Consider the following 20,704-nt stretch of genomic DNA (forward strand, 5'->3'; position numbering starts at 1 on the left):
TCGTCCGCTCGGTGGTTGAGCTTGTCGAAACCTGGCGCTCGCCTACGCCGCGGCGGAGGCGGGAACCTTCAGCGGCTCCACCTTGCCCAGGACGAACAGGTAGTTCGCCGCACCGGCCAGCGACACCAATCCGATGACCGCGAGCGGTGCCACATAGGATCCCGTCTGGTCCACCAGGACACCGATCAGGACCGGCGTGAAGATGCCTGCCAGGTTGGAGGCGAAGTTCTGGAGCCCGCCAATGGATCCGACGTGGCGGGAGCTCGGGGCAACGTCCGCGGGGAGCGACCAGATGCCGGTGGCGGCGACGGTGAGGCTGGAGTATGCCACCGACAGGAGGGCAAGTGCCATCCATGCCTCGGGGACCACGGCGGCGAACATAATGATCGAACCGCCGATCAGACCGCCGGCGATGGCGGTCTTGCGGACCCGTGTGACCGAGACCCCGCGCTGGACGGCCCGGTCGGCAACGTAGCCGGCCAGCCAGCCGAAGGCCACCGCGCAGATGCCCGGGATGGCACCGAAGAGGCCGAGCTTGAGCAGGTCGAAGCCGCGTTCCTTCACGAGGTAGCTCGGGAAGAAGGTGATGAAGAAGTAGATGGCGCTGTTCAGGCAGAAGAAGCCGAACATCATGCTGAGGATGGTGCGGTATTTGAAGAGTGAGCGCCAGGGGAGCTTCGCTGCATCGGCGTCGTCGTTCGCTTCGCTCCTGGCACCGCCTCCCCGGATGTAGGCCCGCTCCTCGTCATTGGCCGTCGGGTGATCCTCGGGGCTGCGGTAGATCTTCCACCACACAACAGCCCAGATCAGGCCGGCCACACCGATGATGATGAAGACCGCGTGCCAGGACGTGAAGGCGACGATCAACGTGACGATCGGCAGCGCGATGACCGCACCCACCCGGGAGCCGGAATCCCAGATGCTGGTGGCAAAGGCCCGTTCGCGGACCGGGAACCAGGTGGCCACCACCTTGGCGGCGGTGCTGGGGGCCGGACTTTCACCGACACCGAGCAGGAACCGCGCGGCGAACAGCGACCAGAAATTCTGCGCAAAGGCGGTGACCATGGTGAAGACGGACCACCAAACGGCTGCCAGGGTGAAGGACTTCCGCGGCCCAACCTTGTCCACGTACCACCCGGCAGCCAGCTGGCAGAAGTCGTACGCCCAGAAGAAGGCGGCGAAAATGAGGCCTTGCTGGGTTGCCGAGAGCTCAAAATCCTTACCCATGAACGGCAGGGCCACGCTGAGGCTGGAGCGGTCAAGGTAGTTAATGCTGAGCCCCACGAACGCGAGCCAGATGATCACCCAGCGCTTGCGGGTCATGGTGCGGGGAGCCTTGGAGGAAAGATCGGGGGAAGAATTGGGGGCGAGCCTGCTGCCTAGGACAGTCATACCGTCTCCTTTGACGTAAACGTGGCTTTCGGGTGCCTGGACACCGGGGAGGGCGCCGAGGATTCCGGCGCAATATCATGTAGGAATCGGAATAATCATATAGTTAATGTGATCCAGAGCAACTTCTGGACGAAAACACCCCACCCCGCCCGCTCCCACCCGTGGAATATGATTCCCACAGCGACTCCACCAACCAGCACAAAGAGGTAACCGCGTGCCCACACGTCAATCATCCGATGCATCCAAAGGCAAGGCAGCCGTCAGTGACGTCTACGCCGCCATGCGGGCCTCCATCCTCAAGGGCGAAATTGCACCCGGCGCACGGATCAATATTGATGCGGTCTCCCGCAGCCTGGGCGTCTCACAGACCCCGGTCCGCGAAGTTCTGCAACGGCTGGAGGGCGACAACCTCGTGGTCTACAGTCCCGGCCGAGGATACAGCACCACACCCCTGCTGGACCTGCCCGCGCTGCGATCGCTCTTTGAGTTCCGGCTACTGGTGGAACCGTGGGCCGCGCGGTCCGCGGCCGTGGACCGCCTCGCCAACCCTGCCGCGGCCCTGGAGAAGGAGCTGTCGGCCATCCGCACTTCCATGAAGACCACCAGCGGCGACGCCCGGCAGGACCTCGTGGCCCATGACACGCGCTTCCATGACACCATCCTGCTGGCGGCGGGGAACCCGGTAGTCCAGCACGCCTTCGCCCAGACCCACTGCCACCTGCACACCTTCCGCCTCTACCCGGCAGACATCGACGGCGCCATCACCATCGCCGAGCACGCCACCGTGCGGGAGGCCATCGCCGCATGCCTGCCCGACCGCGCCGAGGAGGCCATGGCCGAGCACATCAGGAACTCCTTCGCCCGGTTCGCCAAGGCCTTCGAAGGCAAGGCGGACCTCTCGCCACTGGAGAGCGACGGGCCACCAAAAAGGCATATCGTCACCTGAAATCGAAGCTCCGGCCTGCTGGCCGGGGCTTCTTTTTTCTCCGGCACTTGATCTGGATCGCCATTCCTATATGATTATGAGAATTCATATAGGAATCGTGTCCACGAAGTGAATTGACCAGAGAGAGAAGTAACCCATGACCTCCATCATTTCCATCCATACCCAAGACGTGCGGTTCCCCACGTCCCTGGAGCTCGACGGTTCCGACGCGGTCAACGTTGACCCGGACTACTCCGCCGCGTACGTTGTCATCCGCACCGACGCGGGCGACGAAGGCCACGGCTTTGTGTTCACCTGCGGCCGCGGCAACGAAATCCTCACGCACGCCATTGACGCCTACGCCGGCCTGCTCCTCGGCCGGGACATCAATGAACTGATCTACGACCTCGGTGGCGCGTCGAAGCGGCTCATCCACGATTCCCAGCTGCGCTGGCTCGGCCCCGAGAAGGGCGTCACGCAGATGGCGGCCGGCGCCCTTGTCAGCGCACTCTGGGACATCCGCGCACGGCGCGAGAACAAGCCGCTGTGGCTCCTGCTCAGCGAGATGCCCGCCGAAGAAATCGTCGACGTCGTCGATTTCACCCACATCCGCGACGCGCTCAGCCCCCAGCAGGCACTGGACATCCTGCGCGCCGGCGAAGACGGCAAGGCCGCCCGGATCGCCGCCCTGAAGGTTGACGGCTACCCCGCCTACACCACCTCGCCGGGCTGGCTGGGCTACAGCGACGAGAAGCTCGTCCGGCTGAGCAAGGAAGCCGCCGCGGACGGCTTCTCCATGATCAAGCTGAAGGTGGGCGGCGACATCAATGACGACCGCCGCCGCATGGCCCTGGCCCGAAAGGCCGTGGGCGATCTCCCGATCGCCATCGACGCCAACCAGCGGTGGGAAGTCTCCGAGGCCATCGAGTGGGTCAACCAGCTCTCCGAGTTCAACCCCTACTGGATCGAAGAACCCACCAGCACGGACGACATCCTGGGCCACGCGGAGATCCGGAAGGGCGTTGCCCCCGTCCGGGTCGCCACCGGCGAGGCCGTCGCCAGCCGCATCGTGTTCAAGCAGCTGCTCCAGGCGGGTTCCATCGATGTCCTCCAGCTGGATTCCACGCGCGTGGGCGGCGTCAACGAGAACATCGCCAACCTCCTGCTCGCGGCCCGCTTCAACGTACCGGTCTGCCCGCACGCCGGCGGCGTGGGGCTGTGCGAACTCGTCCAGCACTTCTCGTTCTTCGACTACGCGGCCATCACCGGCAGCCAGGACGGCCGGATGATCGAGTACGTTGACCACCTGCACGAGCACTTCGCCGAGCCGGTCCGCATCGTCAACGGCCGCTACGCCGCCCCGGAACTCCCGGGCACCGGCGCCGAAATGCTCAGCGCCTCGCGGGCCCGCTGGGAGTTCCCCGCCGGGGCCGGATGGCTCGAAGTGGGCGACCGCGCCGCGGTGACAGGCGCCTCGGTGACGGGCGCCTCCGTGACCGGAGCCGGTGCGCACCGATGACAACCACTGTCGATGACCTCAAGGCGAGTGTTGACGCCGCCCACGCCGCCTTCGAAAAGGGCCGCGCCGCGGACCCCGACACCCGCGCGGCCTGGCTGGAGGCGATAGCCGCCGCACTGGAGAACGACGCCGATGCGCTGGTGGAGACCGCTGTCCAGGAAACCCACCTGGGCGAGCCACGGCTCCGGGGCGAGCTCAAGCGCACGGTCTTCCAGCTCAGGCTCTTCGCCACGGAGGTCCGCGACGGCGAGCACTTCGACGCCACCATCGATCATGTGGACGCGGACTGGGGCATGGGCCCGCGGCCGGATCTGCGCCGGCTCAACGTGCCCATCGGCGTCGTGGGCGTCTTCGGGGCCTCCAACTTCCCCTTCGCCTTCAGCGTGATGGGCGGCGACAGCGCCTCGGCACTCGCCGCCGGGTGCGCCGTGGTGCACAAGGCACACGACGGGCACCGGAACCTCGCGCTCCGCACCGCCGATACCGTCATCGCAGCACTCGACGCCGCCGGAGCACCTTCCGGACTGTTCTCGCTCGTCACCGGCCGGCCTGCCGCGGAGGCCCTGGTGGACCATCCTGCCGTGAAGGCCATCGGGTTCACGGGGTCGACGGCGGGCGGCCGGGCTCTGTTCAACCGTGCCGCCGCCCGTCCCGAACCCATTCCCTTCTTCGGCGAACTGGGCGGCATCAACGCTGTGTTCGTCACCGAGAATGCCTGGGCGGGGCGGCGCGACGAAATCATCAGCGGATACGCCGCTTCATTCACGATGGGAATGGGCCAGTTCTGCACCAAGCCGGGGCTGCTGTTTGTTCCGGCTGGACAGGCCGACGGCGTCCGGCAGGTTCTGAGCGGCGCGCTGGCGGACTTTGCCGCAGCACGGCTGCTGAGCCCGCGGTTGCACGAAGGCTACCGGCAGTCCGTGCAGGATCTGCAGGGCACCACCGGCGTGGAGGTTCTTGTGGAAGGAGACTTCGACGAGGCACCGGCGCCAACCGTGCTCCACACGACGTCCGCGGCTGTCCGCAGTGATCCGTCAATCCTGCGGCAGGAAATGTTCGGGCCCGCCAGCCTCGTGGTGGAGTACGGCGACGAATCGGAACTCCTGGAACTCACCGGACTGCTGGAGGGACAGCTGACCACCACGCTCCAGGCGGAGCCGGAGGATGACGTGTCAGAACTGGCCGCACGGCTGACGGACATCAGCGGCCGGGTCCTCTGGAACGGCTGGCCCACGGGGGTCACGGTCAGCTACGCCCAGCACCACGGCGGACCGTACCCCGCCACAACATCGGCCACCACCTCCGTAGGAACGGCCGCGATCCGGCGCTTCCTCCGGCCCGTGGCCTTCCAGTCGTTCCCGGAAGGTCGCCGGCCCGAACCTCTGCAGGACGCCAATCCCTGGCGCGTTCCGCAGCGAGTGGATGGGGTGTGGCAGCGGCGCACACGGCAGCGGCCCACCCGGCAGGGACAGACTGCAGTCCAGACTGCAGGAAACGAGGTCCGGCCGTGAGCGCCGCACTGGACCTCGCCGGCGCATCAGTCCTCCCGGACGACGCGGCACGGGCACTCCTGATCGGCCGGGTCTGGGACGTCGAAACCGGCGGACCACGCGTGGTCGCCGTCCAGGAGCATGACGTCTTCGACCTCCAGCATCTGGCCGAAACCGTATCCGAGCTCCTGGAACGGCCGGATCTCGTGGCGGCCGTCCGCGCCGCCATGACGCTGCCCCGGTGGAAGACCAGCGAGATCATCCACGCGTCGCTGACGCAGGACGCGTCCCGTCCGCATTTCCTGGCTCCGGTGGATCTCCAGGTCATCAAGGCCTGCGGCGTGACGTTCGTGGACAGCATGATCGAACGGGTCATCGAGGAGCGCTGCGGCGGAGACGCCAGCCGCGCGGCCGAGATGCGGGAACTGGTGGGCCGTGCACTCGGCGGCAGCATCAGCTCCATCCGGCCCGGCTCCCCCGCGGCTGCCGAAGCCAAGAAGGTGCTCATCGCCGAAGGGCTCTGGTCGCAGTACCTGGAGGTGGGGATCGGGCCGGATCCCGAGGTCTTCACAAAGGCCCCCGTGCTCTCCTCGGTGGGGCTGGGCGCGGGGGTCGGGATCCCTGCGTTCTCCTCCTGGAACAACCCGGAACCGGAGCTGGTGCTTATTGCCACCTCGGCCGGCACAGTTGTGGGCGCAACCCTGGGCAACGACGTGAACCTGCGCGACGTGGAGGGCCGGAGTGCCTTGCTGCTGGGAAAGGCGAAGGACAACAACGCGTCCAGCGCCCTGGGTCCATTGATCCGGTTGTTCGAAGACGGTTTCACCCTGGAGACGCTGCGCCAGGAGGAGATCCTGCTGCGCGTTGAAGGCGAGGACGGCTACTCGCTGGAGGGACGCAACTCCGTGTCCCGGATCAGCCGTCCGTTCGAGGAGCTCGTCGCCGCGACGGTTGGAAAGCACCACCAGTACCCGGACGGCTTCGCCCTGTTCACCGGCACGCTGTTCGCGCCGACCCAGGACAGGGACCACCCGGGACAGGGGTTCACGCACCACATGGGCGACACCGTGACCATCCGCAGCCGCCACCTCGGCGCCCTCGTGAACGTCGTGGGGCCGGCGGAACAGCTGCCGGAATGGTCGTTTGGCCTGCGGCAGCTGTTCGGCTATCTTCAGGCCCAACGCGAAGTCCACGCATCAAGCAGTAAGGAATACGCCTCATGAAGTTCGCCCAGATTGGCGCCCCGGGCGCCGAACAGCCCGTCCTGGTCCACGGGGACCGGCACTACTCGCTCCAGAGCATCACACCGGCCATCAACGGTGACTTTCTGTCCAACGGTGGCCCCGCGGCTGCCGCCGCCGCACTGGCCGCAGGCACACTGCCGGAAGTCACCTCCGACGTCGTACGCTACGGCGCCCCGGTGGTGCGCCCGTCCGCCGTCGTCTGCGTTGGCCTGAACTACGCCGCCCACGCAGCGGAATCGGGCGCCCAGCCGCCTGAGCATCCGGTCATCTTCCTCAAGACACCCAATACGGTGAGCGGGCCGGACGATGCCGTGGCCATCCCCCGGGGAGCCACCAAGACCGACTGGGAGGTGGAGCTCGGGATCATCATCGGAAAACGCGCCTCCTACCTCGACTCCCCCGAAGCCGCCCGCGACAACATCGGCGGGTTTGTGGTGGTGGACGATCTCTCGGAGCGCGACTTCCAGCTGAACGTTTCCGGCGGCCAGTGGTCCAAGGGCAAGAGCTCACCGGGGTTCTGCCCCACGGGTCCCTACCTGGTCACCCCCGACGAGGTCGACGCCGGCAATCTGCGGCTGCGCAGCTGGGTCAACGGCGAAATCCGCCAGGATTCCTCCACGGCGGACATGATTTTCGACGCCGAGACCATCGTCTGGAACCTGAGCCAGTACATGGTGCTCGAGCCCGGCGATCTCATCTGCACCGGCACCCCCGAGGGCGTCGCGCTGTCCGGGCGGTTCCCGTACCTGAAGGCCGGCGACATTGTGGAAATCGAAATTGACGGGCTGGGGCGGCAGCGCCATGAATTCATCGCATGAACGGACACCCAGCCATGGAGTTTGAAGGCATCCGTGCCATCGTCACCGGCGGGGCATCCGGCATCGGAGCGGCCACAACAGCGCATCTGACCCGGCGCGGGGCGAAGGTGGCGGTGCTGGATCTGAATCCCGAGGCAGCGTCCGAAGCGGCGCTGTCGATTCGATGCGATGTGGCCGATGACGCTTCGGTGCGTGCCGCCGTCGAACGCGTTGCCCGGGAATTCGGGGGGATCGACGTCGTGGTCAACAACGCAGGCATTGGAGCCCAGGGCACCGTTGCGGACAATGACGACGCCGAGTGGCAGCGCGTTCTGGACGTCAACGTGATCGGCGCGGTGCGGGTGAGCCGTGCCGCCCTGCCCCATCTCCGGCAGTCCCCCGCCGCCGCGATCGTCAACACGTCCTCCATCGCCGCCACGGCCGGGCTGCCCGCCCGCGCACTCTACGCGGCCACCAAGGGCGCCATCCGGGCGCTGACGCTCAGCATGGCGGCCGATCACGTCCGCGAAGGCATCCGGGTCAACTGCGTCAATCCGGGCACGGCTGACACGCCCTGGATCAACCGGCTGCTGAGCCAGGCGGATGACCCGGCAGCGGAACGCGCGGCGCTGGAGGCCCGCCAGCCGCACGGCCGCCTGGTGGCGCCGGAGGAGGTTGCAGCGGCGATTGCGTACTTGGCCAGTCCGCTGGCCGGTTCGACGACGGGCACTGAACTGGCGGTCGACGGCGGCATGCAGGCGGTGCGCCTGCGTCCCGTCGAGTAGCGTCCCGCCGGGGTAACGCCCCGGCGAGTAACGTCCCGCCGAAGTAAGAAGCTGCGAGGCGCCGTCGTGTCCTGATTTACCGGGGCACGGCGGCGCCTTTGGCGTTTCGGGAGGAAGGTGCGGTCCCCTTCCGGCGGGCGCACGCAAGCGGTTTTCAGGAGGGTCTTGACCTGCGTCACATCCCCTATATGATAGTTCGTATTCCTATATGATCTTCGATGGCGAACGACCGGGATCCCCGGACTCCGTCACCCCCGCATCCGATCCGCATCAACAATCTCCAGGAGAGCACCCATGTTCAAAGCAACACCGAAGTTGCTTCTTGTCCCGGCTATCGCGTTGGCCCTCACGCTGGGAGGCTGCTCATCCGGCGGCGCCTCAGCCGGCGCTGCGAGCGCAACAGGAGCCGTGGCGGACAGCCACCTCACACAGATCCTCAAGACGAAAACGATCAAGATCGCCGTCAGTGCCGACTCTCCGGGATACGGCGTGATGACGTCATCAGGTGAGCACGAGGGCTTCGACATTGATGTCGCGAACGCGCTCGGCGCCTCGCTGGGCGCCAAGGTTGAGTTCGTCACGGCCACGAACGAAAGCCGCATCCCGCTGCTGCAGACCGACAAGGCGGACGCTGTCATTGCCACCTTCACGGCATCGGATGCGCGTGCCCAGGTGGTGGACATGTCCGAGCCGTACGCCGCCAGTTCCACCGTCTTTATGGTGCCCGCGGGAAGCCCGATCGCCAGCTACGCGGATCTGGACGGGAAATCCGTGGCCACGTCGCGCGGAAGTGTGGGCGAGCAAATCCTCAAGGCCACCTTCCCGAACGCCAAGATCGCCGGCTTCAACACCACGGCCGATTCCATCCAGGCCCTCAAGAGCGGCAAAGTGGACGCGCTGATTGAAAACAACGCCATCATCGGCGGGCTCGTGAAGAGTGATCCGTCCGCATTCCAGGTGCTCAAGGGCGACCCGATCAAGCCGGCGCTGTTCTCCATCGGCGTCAAGCAGGGCGACCAGACGTGGGTTAACTACATCAACAACTTCATCCGGAACTACACCATCTCCGGACAGAACGAGGCCTCCCTGCAGAAGTGGTTCGGGCTGGAACTTCCGCCCTTCCTCGCCCACTAACAGTATTCGGACGCACTCTCCGGTGTGGGTGGACGGCAGGCAGTCATTCACCCACACCGCCGTTCACGGATAGGACCCTTTGCTCATGGCTTTATATTTCGGAGACCTTCTCCCGTTCAGCTCGCTATTGCTTGAGGGGCTCTGGACAGCTCTGTACATCACGCTCGTGGCCATGGTGGCGGGAAGCGCACTCGGCGTCTTCCTGTACCTGGGGAAGGTCGGGCCCGGAAAAGCAGTCAGCATCTTCTGCACGTGCTACATCGAGGCCATCCGCAACACGCCTCTGCTGGTGCAGCTGTACCTGATCTACTTTGCCCTTCCCGCGCTGGGCATCAACCTCGAACCCATCTGGGCCGCCGTTATTGGCCTGACCCTCAACAACGCGGCATACACGGCGGAAATTTACCGGGCCGGCTTCGAGTCGGTGCCACACGGCCTGCGTGAGGCCGGCAAGGCGCTGGGCATGAAGAACGCCCAGATCGTACGCTACATCGTCCTGCTGCCGGCCACCCGGAACGTTTTCCCCGCACTGACCAACCAGCTGATTCTGCTGTTCCTGGCTTCGTCGATTGGATCCATCATCTCGCTTCCTGAACTGACCAACGCGATCATGAGCGTCAGCAACACCACGTACCGGACCATCGAGGTGCTCGCAGTGGGCGGGCTGCTCTACCTTGGCGTATCCGCCCTGCTGTCGCTGGCCTCGAAACGGGCCGAAACGACGCTGTTCCGGTGGGCGGTGGGCGCACGTGTTTAGGGCCTTTGACTGGCAGGACCTCATTCCGCTGGCCAAGGGGGCATGGCTGACCATTCAGCTCTGCGCCATGTCCGGCATTCTCGGCATCATCTTCGGGCTGATCCTCGGCATTGCCAGAACGTCCCCCAGCAGGATCGCCCGGTGGATCAGCACCATCTACATCAGCTGCGTGCGCGGCATCCCGATTCTGGTCATCATCTTCTTCATCTTCTTCGGGATCCCGCTGCTGTTTCCCGGCCTGGAACTGGACAAGTTCGCCTCGGCCGTCATTGCGCTGACCTGCTTCGCCGCCGCCTATGTGGCAGAAATTGTGCGGGGCAGCATCGAAGCCGTGCCCCGGGGACAAAGTGAGGCTGCAGAAGCCCTCGGGCTCAACTACTGGGCGAAGCTCCGGTATGTGGTCATGCCGCAGGCCAGGAAGATCATGGTGCCGCCCGGCGTCGGCTTCATCATTGGCCTGGTGAAGGATTCCTCCCTGGTAACGGTGACCGGGCTGGTGGAGCTGACGCACGCGGGCAACATTGTCACCAACCTCACCGGCGACCCCATCATGACGTTCCTAACCGTCGCCGCCATGTACTTCGTCATTTGCTACAGCATCTCCCTGCTGGGGCGCCTGTACGAGAAACGGACCGGCATCCAGGTGGACCCCCTCAAACTTCCCGAGCCCGCGAGCGTATAGATCGGAATATGACTGTGATTTTTGTTGAGAATTTGAATAAGAAGTTCGGCCCCAACCATGTCCTCAAAGGCGTTGACTGCCACATCCGTGAGCGTGAGGTGGTGTGCGTCATCGGCCCCTCGGGTTCAGGCAAGAGCACGTTCCTGAGGTGCATGAACGGCCTGGAATCGATCACGTCCGGCAGCATCGTGATCAACAAGCACCGGTTGGACGATTCGAAAACGAACATCAACCTGGTCCGGCAGGAAGCGGGAATGGTCTTCCAGCATTTCAACCTGTTCCCGCACCTGAAGGTCATCGACAACGTCATGCTGGCCCCGCTCAAGGTGGCCAAGGTCAACAGGGACGAAGCCCGCGCCAAAGCCGAAATGCTGCTGGCAAAGGTAGGACTGGCCGAAAAGATGGAGGCCTTTCCCGGGAGCCTGTCCGGCGGTCAGATGCAGCGTGTGGCCATAGCCCGTGCGCTGGCCATGGATCCAAAAATCATGCTCTTTGACGAGCCCACCTCGGCCCTGGACCCGGAAATTGTCGGCGAGGTGCTGACCGTCATGAAGGACCTGGCCAATGAGGGCATGACCATGGTGGTGGTCACCCACGAAATGGGCTTCGCCCGGGAAGTCGCTGACCGCGTGCTTTTTATGGACCAAGGACTGATCGTCGAGGAAGGCTCCCCCGATGAGATCTTCTCCTCGCCGCGGAACGCCAGGACCCAGGGGTTCCTCAGCAAGGTTCTGTAACCGGAGCACGCAGTGAGCGGACGACGGCGGGACTTCCCGCCGTCGTCCGCTCGGTGGTTGGTGCCCGCGCGCCCAAGGTTGCTCGTGGCACTTCCCGCGTCGTCGCCCTGATGTTCCTCGTCGGGCTGGGTTTCACGGAATGTCGCCCGGGAGGGTCAACGGGCCGGGCCGAAGTTATTCAGTGCGTAATCCAGGACAACGGTGAAATCGTTGGCCTCTCCGGCGTCGACATACTGCGTGTGGGGCAGTGGATCGCACCGGAACGTGTCCGGGCGCTCAAGGTAGGGCGACCATATGGTCGCTACCGGGCGGCCGTAGTTATCCACGGCCACCCACTCCCCTTCCCGGATCCGACGGGCCTGTCCGAGATGTGCGGTGGTGGGGCTAGTGAAGGTGCCGTGGTCAGGGTTGAAGCCGATCATGCCAGCACCTAGGCCTGGGTGCCGCTGTACGCGGCGGTCCGGTGTGTTTCCACGGTTGCGGGGTCGTCGATGGCATCTCTCGGGTCATCAAGGTCGCGGCCGATCGTCTCCGGCGTGAAGAAGGTCGCCACGATGGTGATGGCGGTCAGCAGGGCGAGGTACCCGGCGATCGGCAGCCAAGCGCCGAGGCCGGCTTCGGCGACGCCTGTTCCGCCGTTCGCAGCCACGACCAGGGAGATGATCCATGCGCCGATCAGGGGTGCAACGCCGCCGGAGATGACCGCGGAGATCTCGCGGGCGACCGAGACGCCCAGGTACCGCTGGCGTGCGCCGAACAGTTCGGACATGAATGCGCTCTGGGCACCGAACATTCCCCACGTGCCAATTCCGAGGCCGAGCGAAAGGACCACGATGGTCAGGACGGTGTCTCCCAGGCTGAGGACGTACCAGACGGGGAAGGCGGCGACGAGTTGGAAGATGGCGAAGCCGCGGTAGGTCTTGACCCGCCCGAAGCGGTCGGAGAGCTTGCCGGCGATCGGGACGACGATGGCGCCCAGGCTGGCGGCGAACACCAGGGACAGGGCGCCGATCGGGCCGGTCACTCCCACTGCCGCGCTGGTGACGTAGCCGATGGCCAAGGCCTGGTAAATCGATGAGGATCCGTTCTCGGCAAGCCGCAGTCCGATCCCACGAAGGAGCGTCTTGCGTGAGGTCTTGATCAGCGTGGCCAGCGGCCTGTCCACGATCATCTGATGCGCTTCGAGCTTGGAGAATGTCGGGGATTCCTTGAGCTTGAGCCGGATGAAGATGGCAACAAACAGGATGACGACGCTTGCCAGGAAGGGGATGCGCCACAGCCACGTGTCGGTGATCTTGACGGCCTGGTTGGCATTGAGCAGGACGAAGTACACGAGGGCTGCCGTAACCGTGCCGACCTGCACTCCCAGGAACGGCAGCGAGGCGTAGAAGCCGCGCTCCTTCCGGGGAGCGTATTCGGTCATCAGGATCGACGCGCCGGCCATTTCTGCGCCGGCACCGAGGCCCTGGAGAAGCCGCAGGGTAATGAGCAGGATGGGCGCGAGAATGCCCACTCCCCCGCCGTACCAGTCGCCTGCCGAACCGTTGTAGGTCGGCAGGAAGCCGATGAGCGTGCTTGCCCCGCCCATCAGGGTGACCGTGGCGAGCAGCACAAACTTGCGTCCGAGCCGGTCGCCGAGCCGTCCGAAGATGATCCCGCCCAGCGGGCGCACGGCGAACCCGAGGAAATAGGTACCGAAGCTGAGGATCAGCCCTGTGGAGGGGTTGGTCCCGGGGAAGAAGAGCGGGCCGAAAATCAGCGCAGAAGCCAGGCTGTAGAGGGCGAAGTCGTAGTACTCCAATGCGCTGCCCAAAGAACTGGCCCACGCTGCGCGGAGCAGATCTGCGCGGGTCACCGTGTTCGTGGTGGCGGCCGGCGCGGCCTTAACGCGATCGTTAATTGACATGTTGATTACCTATCTTGAGTGGCAGGATCTTGCCGGTTATAGCGTTTGCGGTGTCCTGCCGATAGCCAGGGCCTGTGCGGAGGTGGTTAATATCGGGCCGAGGTCAGTAATGCCACGAGCTCCCTGACTGCCGCGGCGCCGTCGTCGGTTGAAAAGTCTGAGCTGAGTCCGACGACGCTGACGCCGGCATCGAGGTACGTGAGGGCCGTGGCTGCCCGCATTCCGCCGGTGGCGATGAACTGTACGTCCGGGAACGGTCCCTTCATGGCTTTGACCCAGTCCGGCCCCAGGACGGACGCCGGGAACGCCTTGACCCAGGACATCCCGAAGGCCCTGGCCCGGAGGATTTCGCTGGCGGTCGCCACACCGGGCAGATGAGGAAGGCCGCGGCGGATACTTTCGTGGACAATGCTGTCGTCCAGGCCCGGGGAGACTGTGAAGGATGCGTTGGCTGCTGCGGCAGCGTCGAGCTGTTCCACGCTGACGATGGTTCCGGCGCCGACGGCGACGCCACGCTCAGTCGCTGCGCTGGCGACAGCGGCGAGTGAAGGTATCGCATCGGGGGTCTCGATTGTCACTTCGACGTGTTCAACGCCCGCGTCCCAGGCCCGGGTTGCTGACCTGACGGCCTCTGCCGGAGCAAGACCGCGGAGGACGGCAATGACCGGAACCCGGAAGAAATCGTCGTGGAACCAGTTCTGAGGGAGGGTGTGTGCCAAGGTGTTCTCTTTCGGAGTTGTGGTGCGGGCGGTCTTCGGTGGCGTCCGGTGGTCAGCTGACGCTGATGCGGTTGCCGTTGGATCCAAAGCTGCGGGGAACGGTGCCGTGGCCCGGCCGGAAGTCCGCGCGTGTCCCCAAGGTCCAGGCAGCGAAAGAGTGTCCGAGTGCCAGCCGGTCTTCCGGGCCGTCTCCCCGGAGCAGCCCGGCGAGGTAGCCGGCGGCAAATGCGTCTCCGGCTCCCACGGGTTCGACGACGTCGACGCGGTGGGCAGGGACGCGGAACACGTGCTCAAGGTTGTTGTCCTCGCGGACGAATTCCACTGCTTCCGTGGCCGAGTCCTTGATGACGAGGTGGCGTGGGCCGTGCAGGAGCGCGGCGACGTCGTCGGCAGTATTGCAGCCCCACAATGTTTCAGCTTCGTCGAGGCCGACGAGGACCACAGTGGCCATGTTGGCCAGTTCCAGCAGGCGCGGCGCCGCGACCTCAACGTTCCACAAGGCCGGGCGGTAGTTGACGTCGAAGGAGACTTTGTAGCCCGCGTCTGGTGCGATGGTGAGGAGGTGCCGGGTCAGGTCCGAGCACGAGGCCGAGAGCGCGGCGTTGATACCGCTGGTGTGGATCCAGCCTGTCTGCTCCAGCGGCCAGCTCCGGGAGTCATCGGGCGCCATCCGGGAGGCCGCCGATCCCGCCCTGTAATAGAGGGCCTTGGCGCCGTGGCCGAGGTCGGGGTCCTTGAAATACACGCCCGTGGGGGCGGCGCTGTCACGGGTGACCAAGCTGACGTCGACACCACGTGCCTCAAGGCCCTCGATGATGCGGTCACCGAAGGGGTCCTGGCCGAGCCTGCTTGCCCATCCGGTCCTGTAGCCAAACTCGGCCAGATGGGCAGCGACGTTGGATTCGGCTCCTCCGAAGCCGAGCAGGCATGCTTCGGCCCGGAGAAGGGGCTCGGCTTTCGCCGGCGTGATGACTGCCATGGTCTCTCCGACGCACAGGATGTCCAGTGCCGTCATTTGACAGCTCCGGCGGTGAGTCCGCTGACGAAGTAGCGGCCCAGGACGAGGTAGAGAAGGACCGTGGGGGCGGCGACTAGAACGGCGCCGGCCATCAGTTCGGAGTAGTCAACGGTGGTGGTGCCGATGAGGTTGTTCAGTGTGACGGTGGCCGGCCAGGCCGCCGGGGAGGCCAGGATAAACCCGAACAGGAAGTCATTCCAGATGTTGGTGCACTGGAAGATTCCGGCGACCACAAAGCCGGGAACGGACAGCGGGAGCATGACGCGGAAGTAGGTCTTCCAGATCCCGGCCCCGTCAATGGCTGCGGCCTCGATGATGGCGCTGGGAATGCCCTCGTAGTAGTTGCGGAAGATGAGAGTCGTGATGGGGATGCCGTAAATGACGTGAACCACGATGAGGCCGATGATGCTGCCTTGGAGGTGGAGCATGTTCAGGAACTGGAAGACGGGAATGATGACTGCCTGGAACGGGATGAACATCCCGACGAGGAGAACCGTGAACAGGGCGTTGGACCCCCGGAACGGGAACTTGGATAGAACGAAGCCGTTGATCGAGCCCAGGAGGCAGGAGACCAGAGCCGCAGGGACCGTGATCTGGAGTGAGTTTGCCAGTGAGCCATGGAGCTTTGTCCAGGCACCCTTGAAGGCGTCCAGGCTGGGCGCGTCGGGGAAGGCGAGGAAGAAGCTGGGCGCTCCGGTGCTCCCGGACAGTGCCGTCGTGAGGATGACGTAAACGGGTACGAGCATGCCAAAGGTTGCGACGGCGCAGACAACCAGGACAACCCACTCTCCTGGGGTCTTGGGCATCCTCCAGGACCGGGGCTTTTTGCCCGTGGGGACCAGCCGTCGGTGTGCGGACTCGATGGGACGTGACGGGGTCGGTTCAAGTGTTTCGACGGCCATTTCTATGCCTTTCGCTCTTTCCGGTATCCGCGGATGAGATACGGGACGATTACCACGAGGGTCAGCAGGAGCAGGATGATCGCCATTGCGGAAGCCTTGTCGTAACGGCTGGTGAGGTAGTTGTAGATGTAGATACCGGGGACGTCCGTGACGAACCCGGGGCCGGAGCCTGACATCGCGACGACGAGGTCGAAGATCTTCAGGGCTACGTGCAGCAGGAGCACAAAACAGGTGATGGTGGAGGGCCATAGCTGCGGGAGGACAATGTGGCGCAGCCGCTGCCAGGTGCTGGCGCCGTCGACGCTTGCAGCCTCAAGGTGTTCTTCCGGGATTGACGCGAGACCGGCGAGGTACATCGCCATGGCGAAGCCCACCAGCTGCCAGGCGGCGGCGAAGATGATGGGCAACAGCGCGACGGGGATGCCGAACTGGACTTTCAGGAAATCCGTGCCCGTGGGATCGTTCAGGGCGCCGAGGATGGTGGTGTCGGTGGTCCAGCCGGGCGGGTTTTCGATCCCGATGCTCCGCAGAATTTCGTTGACGCCGGTGGAGGGTGCGAAGATCCAGCGCCAGGCCACACCCGTAACGATGAAGGACAGCGCGTACGGCAGCAGGAACACGGTCCGGAACAGGCTCTTGCCGACGGTCACGTGGTGGATGAAGAGCGCCGCGACGAGGCCGCCGAGTATGGACAGGACCAGGAAGATGATCGTGAAGATCACGACGTTCCGGATGTCAGCCTGGAACCGCTGTTCCTGGACGATTTCGCCGTACGTGCCGCCGAGCGGTTGGCGGAGGCTCAGGTCAGGGCTGGTGCCGATCTTCCAGTTGGAGAGGGAGATGTAGACGGTGATGCCGATGAAGACGTACACGAAGAGGAAGCTGACCAGCAGGCTGGGGGCAAAGATCCACGCGGCGCGGCGGGAGGTCTTGACGTTGTGGGGGACTGTTTTCCTGGCCCTGGGGCGGGGACCCGCCGGGGCGGGTGGCAGTGCTGTTGAGGTTGTCATGAGAACTGATCCTGTCCGGGGTGTGGCTGCATCGGACTGCAGCCACACCCGTGGCGACTTGGGTTGGCTAGCCGGCTGTTACAGCTGGGATTTCTGCGCCTGCGTCATGCTGGCGGTGAAGGCGGCGATGTTTCCGCTGCCGTTGAAGGTGGATACGGCGTCAGCGTAGGTCTGGGCGAATTCAGCGCCGGACGCCTGTGCGTGGGCAAGGGATGAAACCACCGCTGCTGACTTGAAGCTCGCCGCGGCCTCTTGCTGGTACTGGGACAGTCCGGAGATATCAGCGGTGCTCAGGGCCGGGATGGATCCCTTCTTCGCCGCGAAGTCCGTCTGGATTTTCGGATCCATCAGGGTCTTCAGCCAGGCTTTGGCGGCTTCGGCGTGCGGGATGTTCTTGGCGGGGATGGAGAAGCCGTCGCCGACGTAGTCGAAAATGTCTTCTTTCCCGGGGAAGGCCACCCAGCCAAAGTCCGTTCCGGGCTTCTTGCCGGCGTTGAGGAGTTCGCCGTAGGCCCAGTCGCCCATGAGGTTGACTGCGCAGTCACCCTCAGCCATGTTCTTTGAGGCTTCGTCCCATGTGATCGCGGAATGGTCCTTGTTGGCCAGGGCGAGGATGGTCTTGTAATCCTCCAGGGCCTGCTTCACCTCGGGGGCGTCGAAGGAGTACTCATTGGTGAAGAGCTTCTTCCAGTTGTCCGCTCCGGCCCTGGACATGATGATGGATTCCAGCAGCTGGGACGAAGCGAAGATGTCCTTGTCACCGAGGCACACAGCGGTGGTTCCGCTGTCCTGGACCTGCTGCAGTGACGCGATCAGCGCGTCCAGGTCACCGGTGGGATCGATGGTGACGTTGGCCTTGGTGAGCACTGAAGGGTTGGTCCACAGGACATTGCCGCGGTGCACACCGATGGGAACGGTGTAGTACTTGCCGTCTACCTGCTGTGCTTCGGCCACGTCCTTGGGCAATTGGGAGGCCCAGTCGCCCTCGGTCCAAAGGTCCGTCAGGTCAGCCGCCTGACCGCCCACCACGTAGCTCTTGAGCTGCCCCGCCGGGTGCACCTGCCACGAATCCGGCGGGCTTCCGGCCTGGAGCCGGGCAGCCAGGGCCTGCCGGGCATTGGAGCCGCCGCCGCCGGATACGGCTGCATTGTCCACCGCCAGTCCCGGTGACCCCTTCTTCACGCCGTCGATGAGCACATTCAGCGCGTCGGCTTCAGAGCCGGAGGTCCACCACGAAGTGATTTCCAGCTTGTCGGTTCCCCCACCGTCGGAACTTCCTGAGGGCTGATTGGCCGAACAGCCAGTTACTGCGATGAGGCTTGCGGCGGCCGTTACGGCCAGTGAGGTCTTGAGCTTGCTTGATGCACGCATGACTACTCTCCTTTGGGTTGTCAGACGCCGGAATGGCCCGGCTAGAGCCTGCGTTGTGGTTCAGGTTACATAGTTAAGTAGATCGATGCAATAGTCTTAACGTGAATCAGGGAATTCTGCCCGCACTCCCCGCGAACGCATCGTCCATGGTGCTGCCATATGGCCAAGTTCAGCGATTTTTGCATCAAGTAGATCTAGTAGATCGGTCTAGCAACCTTCAGCGAAACATGATAGAAATATTGAAACGTCTACGAAGGAGGTGGAACCAAAGTGAAAAAAATTACGCTGAATGACGTCAGCCGCGTCGCCGGAGTGTCTCGATCTACTGCGTCGTTGGTACTGCGCGGCAGCTCACGCATTCCGGAGGCCACTTCCGACCGTGTCCGGCTGGCCATGGCTGAACTCGGTTACGTGTACAACCGGCACGCAGCGAATATGCGCCGCAGTGAATCCATGACCCTTGGCCTCCTCGTCACCGACATCCGCAACCCGTATTTTGCGGGGCTGACCATGGCCATCGAGGAAGCCGCCCACGACGCGGGATACACCCTGTTCGTGGGCTACAGCCGGGACGATGTGGAACGGCAGTCCCTGCATCTGGAGACCATGGTCCAGCAGCAGGTGGACGGCATCTTCCTGCTTCCCGCAACAGGATCGGAGCTGAACCCTATCTGTGGAATCGTGGACCGTTCCTCCGTGCCGGTCCTGCAGCTGGCCCGCTATTTTTCCGAAGAGCTCGACTATGTGGGACCCGACAATATTGCTGCCGGGACACAGCTCGCCCAGCATGTCGCTTCGCTGGGCGCTGCCTCTGCTGTTCTGATCGGCGGACCTGATCATTCCTCGGCCAGGACCGAGCGAATCAAGGGCCTGGAGGCTGGCTTCGCCGGGAGCGGTGTGACTTTTGATCCCCTGCTGTCCGCGGCAACGACCAACAACGCCGCGGGCGGGGCTGAAGGAATTGCCCGGGTGCTGGATCAGGGTGTGTGGCCGGACGCCATCATCGCCTACAGCGACGCCGTCGCCCTCGGCATTTACGCCGAACTGCGACGCAGGAACCTCGAACCGGGCCGGGACGTCTCGGTCGCGAGCTTCGATGACATTGCAATGGCGGAACTGCTGCTACCGCCGCTGACTTCGGTGTCAACGTACCCGGAACTCATCGGGCGGACAGCCGCGGAGCTGCTGCTGAACCGCATCCGCGACCCGTCGCTGGAACCCCAGCGTTCCCTCATCGACCCGGCGCTGAAAGTCCGCGCCTCCACCGCCCAGTGGCGACCCAGAACATAGGAGTGACCAAATGCCAGCACTGAAGTGGGGCCTCATCGGCGCCAGTGACATCGCTGCCACCCGAGTGATCGGTGCCATCCGCAGCACTGGAGGCGAGACTGTCGGGGTCTTCAGCGGATCAGCCGAACGCGCCCGGGAATTTGCCGCCGGCAACGGGCTGCCCGGCGCCACCACGGATCTTGACGAGATCCTTGCCTGGCACATCGACGCGGTCTACATCTCCTCGACCAACGACAAGCACTTCGATCAGGCCTGCAGTGCCCTGCGGGCAGGCAAGCACGTTCTGTGCGAGAAGCCGCTGGCCCTCACCACAGACCAGGCCCAGGCCATGGTGAACCTTGCTGAAGAGTTGGGTCTGGTCCTTGCTGCCAACCACCACCTTCCCGGCAGTCCCCTCCACGCCAAGGTCCGGGAACTCGTCGACGCCGGGGCCATCGGAACCGTGCTTTCAGCCAAAATTGCACACGCCGTACTCCTGCCGGAGCGCCTGCGCGGCTGGCGGATCGGTGGTGGAACACCCGGTTCCGGGGTGATCCTGGACATCACCTGCCACGACGCCTCCGTGCTGAACCCGCTGCTGGGTACACCCGTGGCTGTCAGTGCAGTCGCGGTGAACCAGGCCGACTGGAACACAGGCGGCCAGGACGATGCCGCCATGACGGTCATCCGCTACGAACGGAGCGGCCGGCCTCCGGTTCTGGCACAGACCCACGATTCGTTCACCGTCGGATTCGCCGGGACATCGCTTGAAGTCCACGGCACGGCCGGGACCATCGAAGTGCTCGATGCCATGACCCAGGACACCGGGGGCCAGATCCTGCTGACCACCGGAGCCGGCCGGCAGAGTGTCGACGTCGACTGCTCCCAGGATCTCTACGTCATCGCTGTTCAGGCGTTCACCGCCGCCGTGAACGGGACCGGTGTTCCCACCGCAACCGGCAGGGACGGCCTGATGGCCCTCAAAGTCGCCCTCGCGGCGCGGGAATCCGCTCTCTCCGGACGCACCGTCCACCTCAACTAACAGCC

General features: G+C 64.6%; 20 protein-coding genes. 12 read left to right on the forward strand and 8 right to left on the reverse strand.

What is annotated here, in order from left to right; translation table 11 throughout:
- Window positions 1-42 precede the first annotated feature (42 nt).
- Window positions 43-1,392 carry an MFS transporter gene (locus NIBR502772_RS21450; protein ID WP_141141727.1) on the reverse strand — a complete coding sequence of 450 codons (1,350 nt, stop codon included), beginning with the start codon at window positions 1,390-1,392 and terminating at the stop codon, window positions 43-45.
- Between the two features lie 214 nt (window positions 1,393-1,606).
- Here NIBR502772_RS21450 and NIBR502772_RS21455 point away from each other — a divergent pair, with 214 nt between their 5' ends.
- The 10 genes from NIBR502772_RS21455 to NIBR502772_RS21500 all read left to right on the forward strand — a co-directional run bounded on the left by NIBR502772_RS21455 (window position 1,607) and on the right by NIBR502772_RS21500 (window position 11,462).
- Window positions 1,607-2,338 carry a GntR family transcriptional regulator gene (locus tag NIBR502772_RS21455; RefSeq protein ID WP_141141728.1) on the forward strand — a complete coding sequence of 244 codons (732 nt, stop codon included), beginning with the start codon at window positions 1,607-1,609 and terminating at the stop codon, window positions 2,336-2,338.
- Window positions 2,339-2,474: 136 nt separating this feature from the next.
- Complete coding sequence (locus NIBR502772_RS21460; protein ID WP_141141729.1) at window positions 2,475-3,836, forward strand: enolase C-terminal domain-like protein; 1,362 nt, start codon at window positions 2,475-2,477, stop codon at window positions 3,834-3,836.
- A complete protein-coding gene (locus NIBR502772_RS21465) occupies window positions 3,833-5,347 on the forward strand; it encodes an aldehyde dehydrogenase (NADP(+)) (RefSeq protein WP_141141730.1) in 1,515 nt (504 codons plus the stop codon). Before NIBR502772_RS21460 ends, NIBR502772_RS21465 begins: the two co-directional genes overlap by 4 nt.
- Window positions 5,344-6,549, forward strand: a complete 1,206-nt coding sequence (locus NIBR502772_RS21470) for a fumarylacetoacetate hydrolase family protein (RefSeq protein WP_246848627.1) — start codon at window positions 5,344-5,346, stop codon at window positions 6,547-6,549. The genes NIBR502772_RS21465 and NIBR502772_RS21470 overlap by 4 nt, the downstream gene beginning before the upstream one ends.
- Window positions 6,546-7,388, forward strand: coding sequence for a fumarylacetoacetate hydrolase family protein (locus NIBR502772_RS21475; RefSeq protein ID WP_141141731.1), 843 nt, complete (start codon window positions 6,546-6,548; stop codon window positions 7,386-7,388). The genes NIBR502772_RS21470 and NIBR502772_RS21475 overlap by 4 nt, the downstream gene beginning before the upstream one ends.
- Window positions 7,389-7,402: 14 nt before the next feature.
- A complete protein-coding gene (locus tag NIBR502772_RS21480; protein ID WP_141142213.1) occupies window positions 7,403-8,152 on the forward strand; it encodes an SDR family NAD(P)-dependent oxidoreductase in 750 nt (249 codons plus the stop codon).
- A 294-nt stretch (window positions 8,153-8,446) separates the two neighbouring features.
- Window positions 8,447-9,286 (forward strand): transporter substrate-binding domain-containing protein, encoded by an 840-nt coding sequence (locus tag NIBR502772_RS21485; protein WP_141141732.1) that lies wholly within the window; start codon window positions 8,447-8,449, stop codon window positions 9,284-9,286.
- A gap of 85 nt (window positions 9,287-9,371) precedes the next feature.
- Complete coding sequence (locus tag NIBR502772_RS21490) at window positions 9,372-10,043, forward strand: amino acid ABC transporter permease (RefSeq protein WP_056340879.1); 672 nt, start codon at window positions 9,372-9,374, stop codon at window positions 10,041-10,043.
- Window positions 10,036-10,725 (forward strand): amino acid ABC transporter permease, encoded by a 690-nt coding sequence (locus NIBR502772_RS21495; RefSeq protein WP_141141733.1) that lies wholly within the window; start codon window positions 10,036-10,038, stop codon window positions 10,723-10,725. Before NIBR502772_RS21490 ends, NIBR502772_RS21495 begins: the two co-directional genes overlap by 8 nt.
- Before the next feature lie 8 nt (window positions 10,726-10,733).
- Window positions 10,734-11,462, forward strand: a complete 729-nt coding sequence (locus tag NIBR502772_RS21500; RefSeq protein ID WP_276203716.1) for an amino acid ABC transporter ATP-binding protein — start codon at window positions 10,734-10,736, stop codon at window positions 11,460-11,462.
- Window positions 11,463-11,617: 155 nt separating this feature from the next.
- On the opposite strand, the gene NIBR502772_RS21505 is transcribed toward NIBR502772_RS21500, so the two are convergent.
- From NIBR502772_RS21505 to NIBR502772_RS21535, 7 genes are all read right to left on the reverse strand, one after another.
- On the reverse strand, window positions 11,618-11,884 hold the full coding sequence (locus tag NIBR502772_RS21505; RefSeq protein WP_141141734.1) for a hypothetical protein: 267 nt from the start codon (window positions 11,882-11,884) through the stop codon (window positions 11,618-11,620).
- An 8-nt stretch (window positions 11,885-11,892) separates the two neighbouring features.
- Entirely contained in the window at window positions 11,893-13,368 is a 1,476-nt protein-coding gene (locus tag NIBR502772_RS21510; RefSeq protein ID WP_141141735.1) for an MFS transporter, read from the reverse strand.
- A gap of 86 nt (window positions 13,369-13,454) precedes the next feature.
- Entirely contained in the window at window positions 13,455-14,087 is a 633-nt protein-coding gene (locus tag NIBR502772_RS21515; RefSeq protein ID WP_141141736.1) for a bifunctional 4-hydroxy-2-oxoglutarate aldolase/2-dehydro-3-deoxy-phosphogluconate aldolase, read from the reverse strand.
- 52 nt (window positions 14,088-14,139) lie between these two features.
- A complete protein-coding gene (locus tag NIBR502772_RS21520) occupies window positions 14,140-15,102 on the reverse strand; it encodes a sugar kinase (RefSeq protein WP_141141737.1) in 963 nt (320 codons plus the stop codon).
- Entirely contained in the window at window positions 15,099-16,007 is a 909-nt protein-coding gene (locus tag NIBR502772_RS21525) for a carbohydrate ABC transporter permease (protein ID WP_141141738.1), read from the reverse strand. The genes NIBR502772_RS21520 and NIBR502772_RS21525 overlap by 4 nt, the downstream gene beginning before the upstream one ends.
- Before the next feature lie 2 nt (window positions 16,008-16,009).
- Complete coding sequence (locus NIBR502772_RS21530; protein ID WP_141141739.1) at window positions 16,010-17,017, reverse strand: carbohydrate ABC transporter permease; 1,008 nt, start codon at window positions 17,015-17,017, stop codon at window positions 16,010-16,012.
- A gap of 78 nt (window positions 17,018-17,095) precedes the next feature.
- Complete coding sequence (locus tag NIBR502772_RS21535) at window positions 17,096-18,388, reverse strand: ABC transporter substrate-binding protein (RefSeq protein WP_141141740.1); 1,293 nt, start codon at window positions 18,386-18,388, stop codon at window positions 17,096-17,098.
- 270 nt (window positions 18,389-18,658) lie between these two features.
- Here NIBR502772_RS21535 and NIBR502772_RS21540 point away from each other — a divergent pair, with 270 nt between their 5' ends.
- Together NIBR502772_RS21540 and NIBR502772_RS21545 are read left to right on the forward strand one after the other, a co-directional pair.
- Window positions 18,659-19,678: a LacI family DNA-binding transcriptional regulator gene (locus NIBR502772_RS21540; protein ID WP_141141741.1), complete on the forward strand. Its 1,020-nt coding sequence runs from the start codon at window positions 18,659-18,661 to the stop codon at window positions 19,676-19,678.
- A gap of 10 nt (window positions 19,679-19,688) precedes the next feature.
- Entirely contained in the window at window positions 19,689-20,699 is a 1,011-nt protein-coding gene (locus NIBR502772_RS21545; protein WP_141141742.1) for a Gfo/Idh/MocA family protein, read from the forward strand.
- Window positions 20,700-20,704 lie beyond the last annotated feature (5 nt).

The sequence above is a fragment of the Pseudarthrobacter sp. NIBRBAC000502772 genome, from assembly GCF_006517235.1.
Lineage (GTDB): Bacteria > Actinomycetota > Actinomycetes > Actinomycetales > Micrococcaceae > Arthrobacter.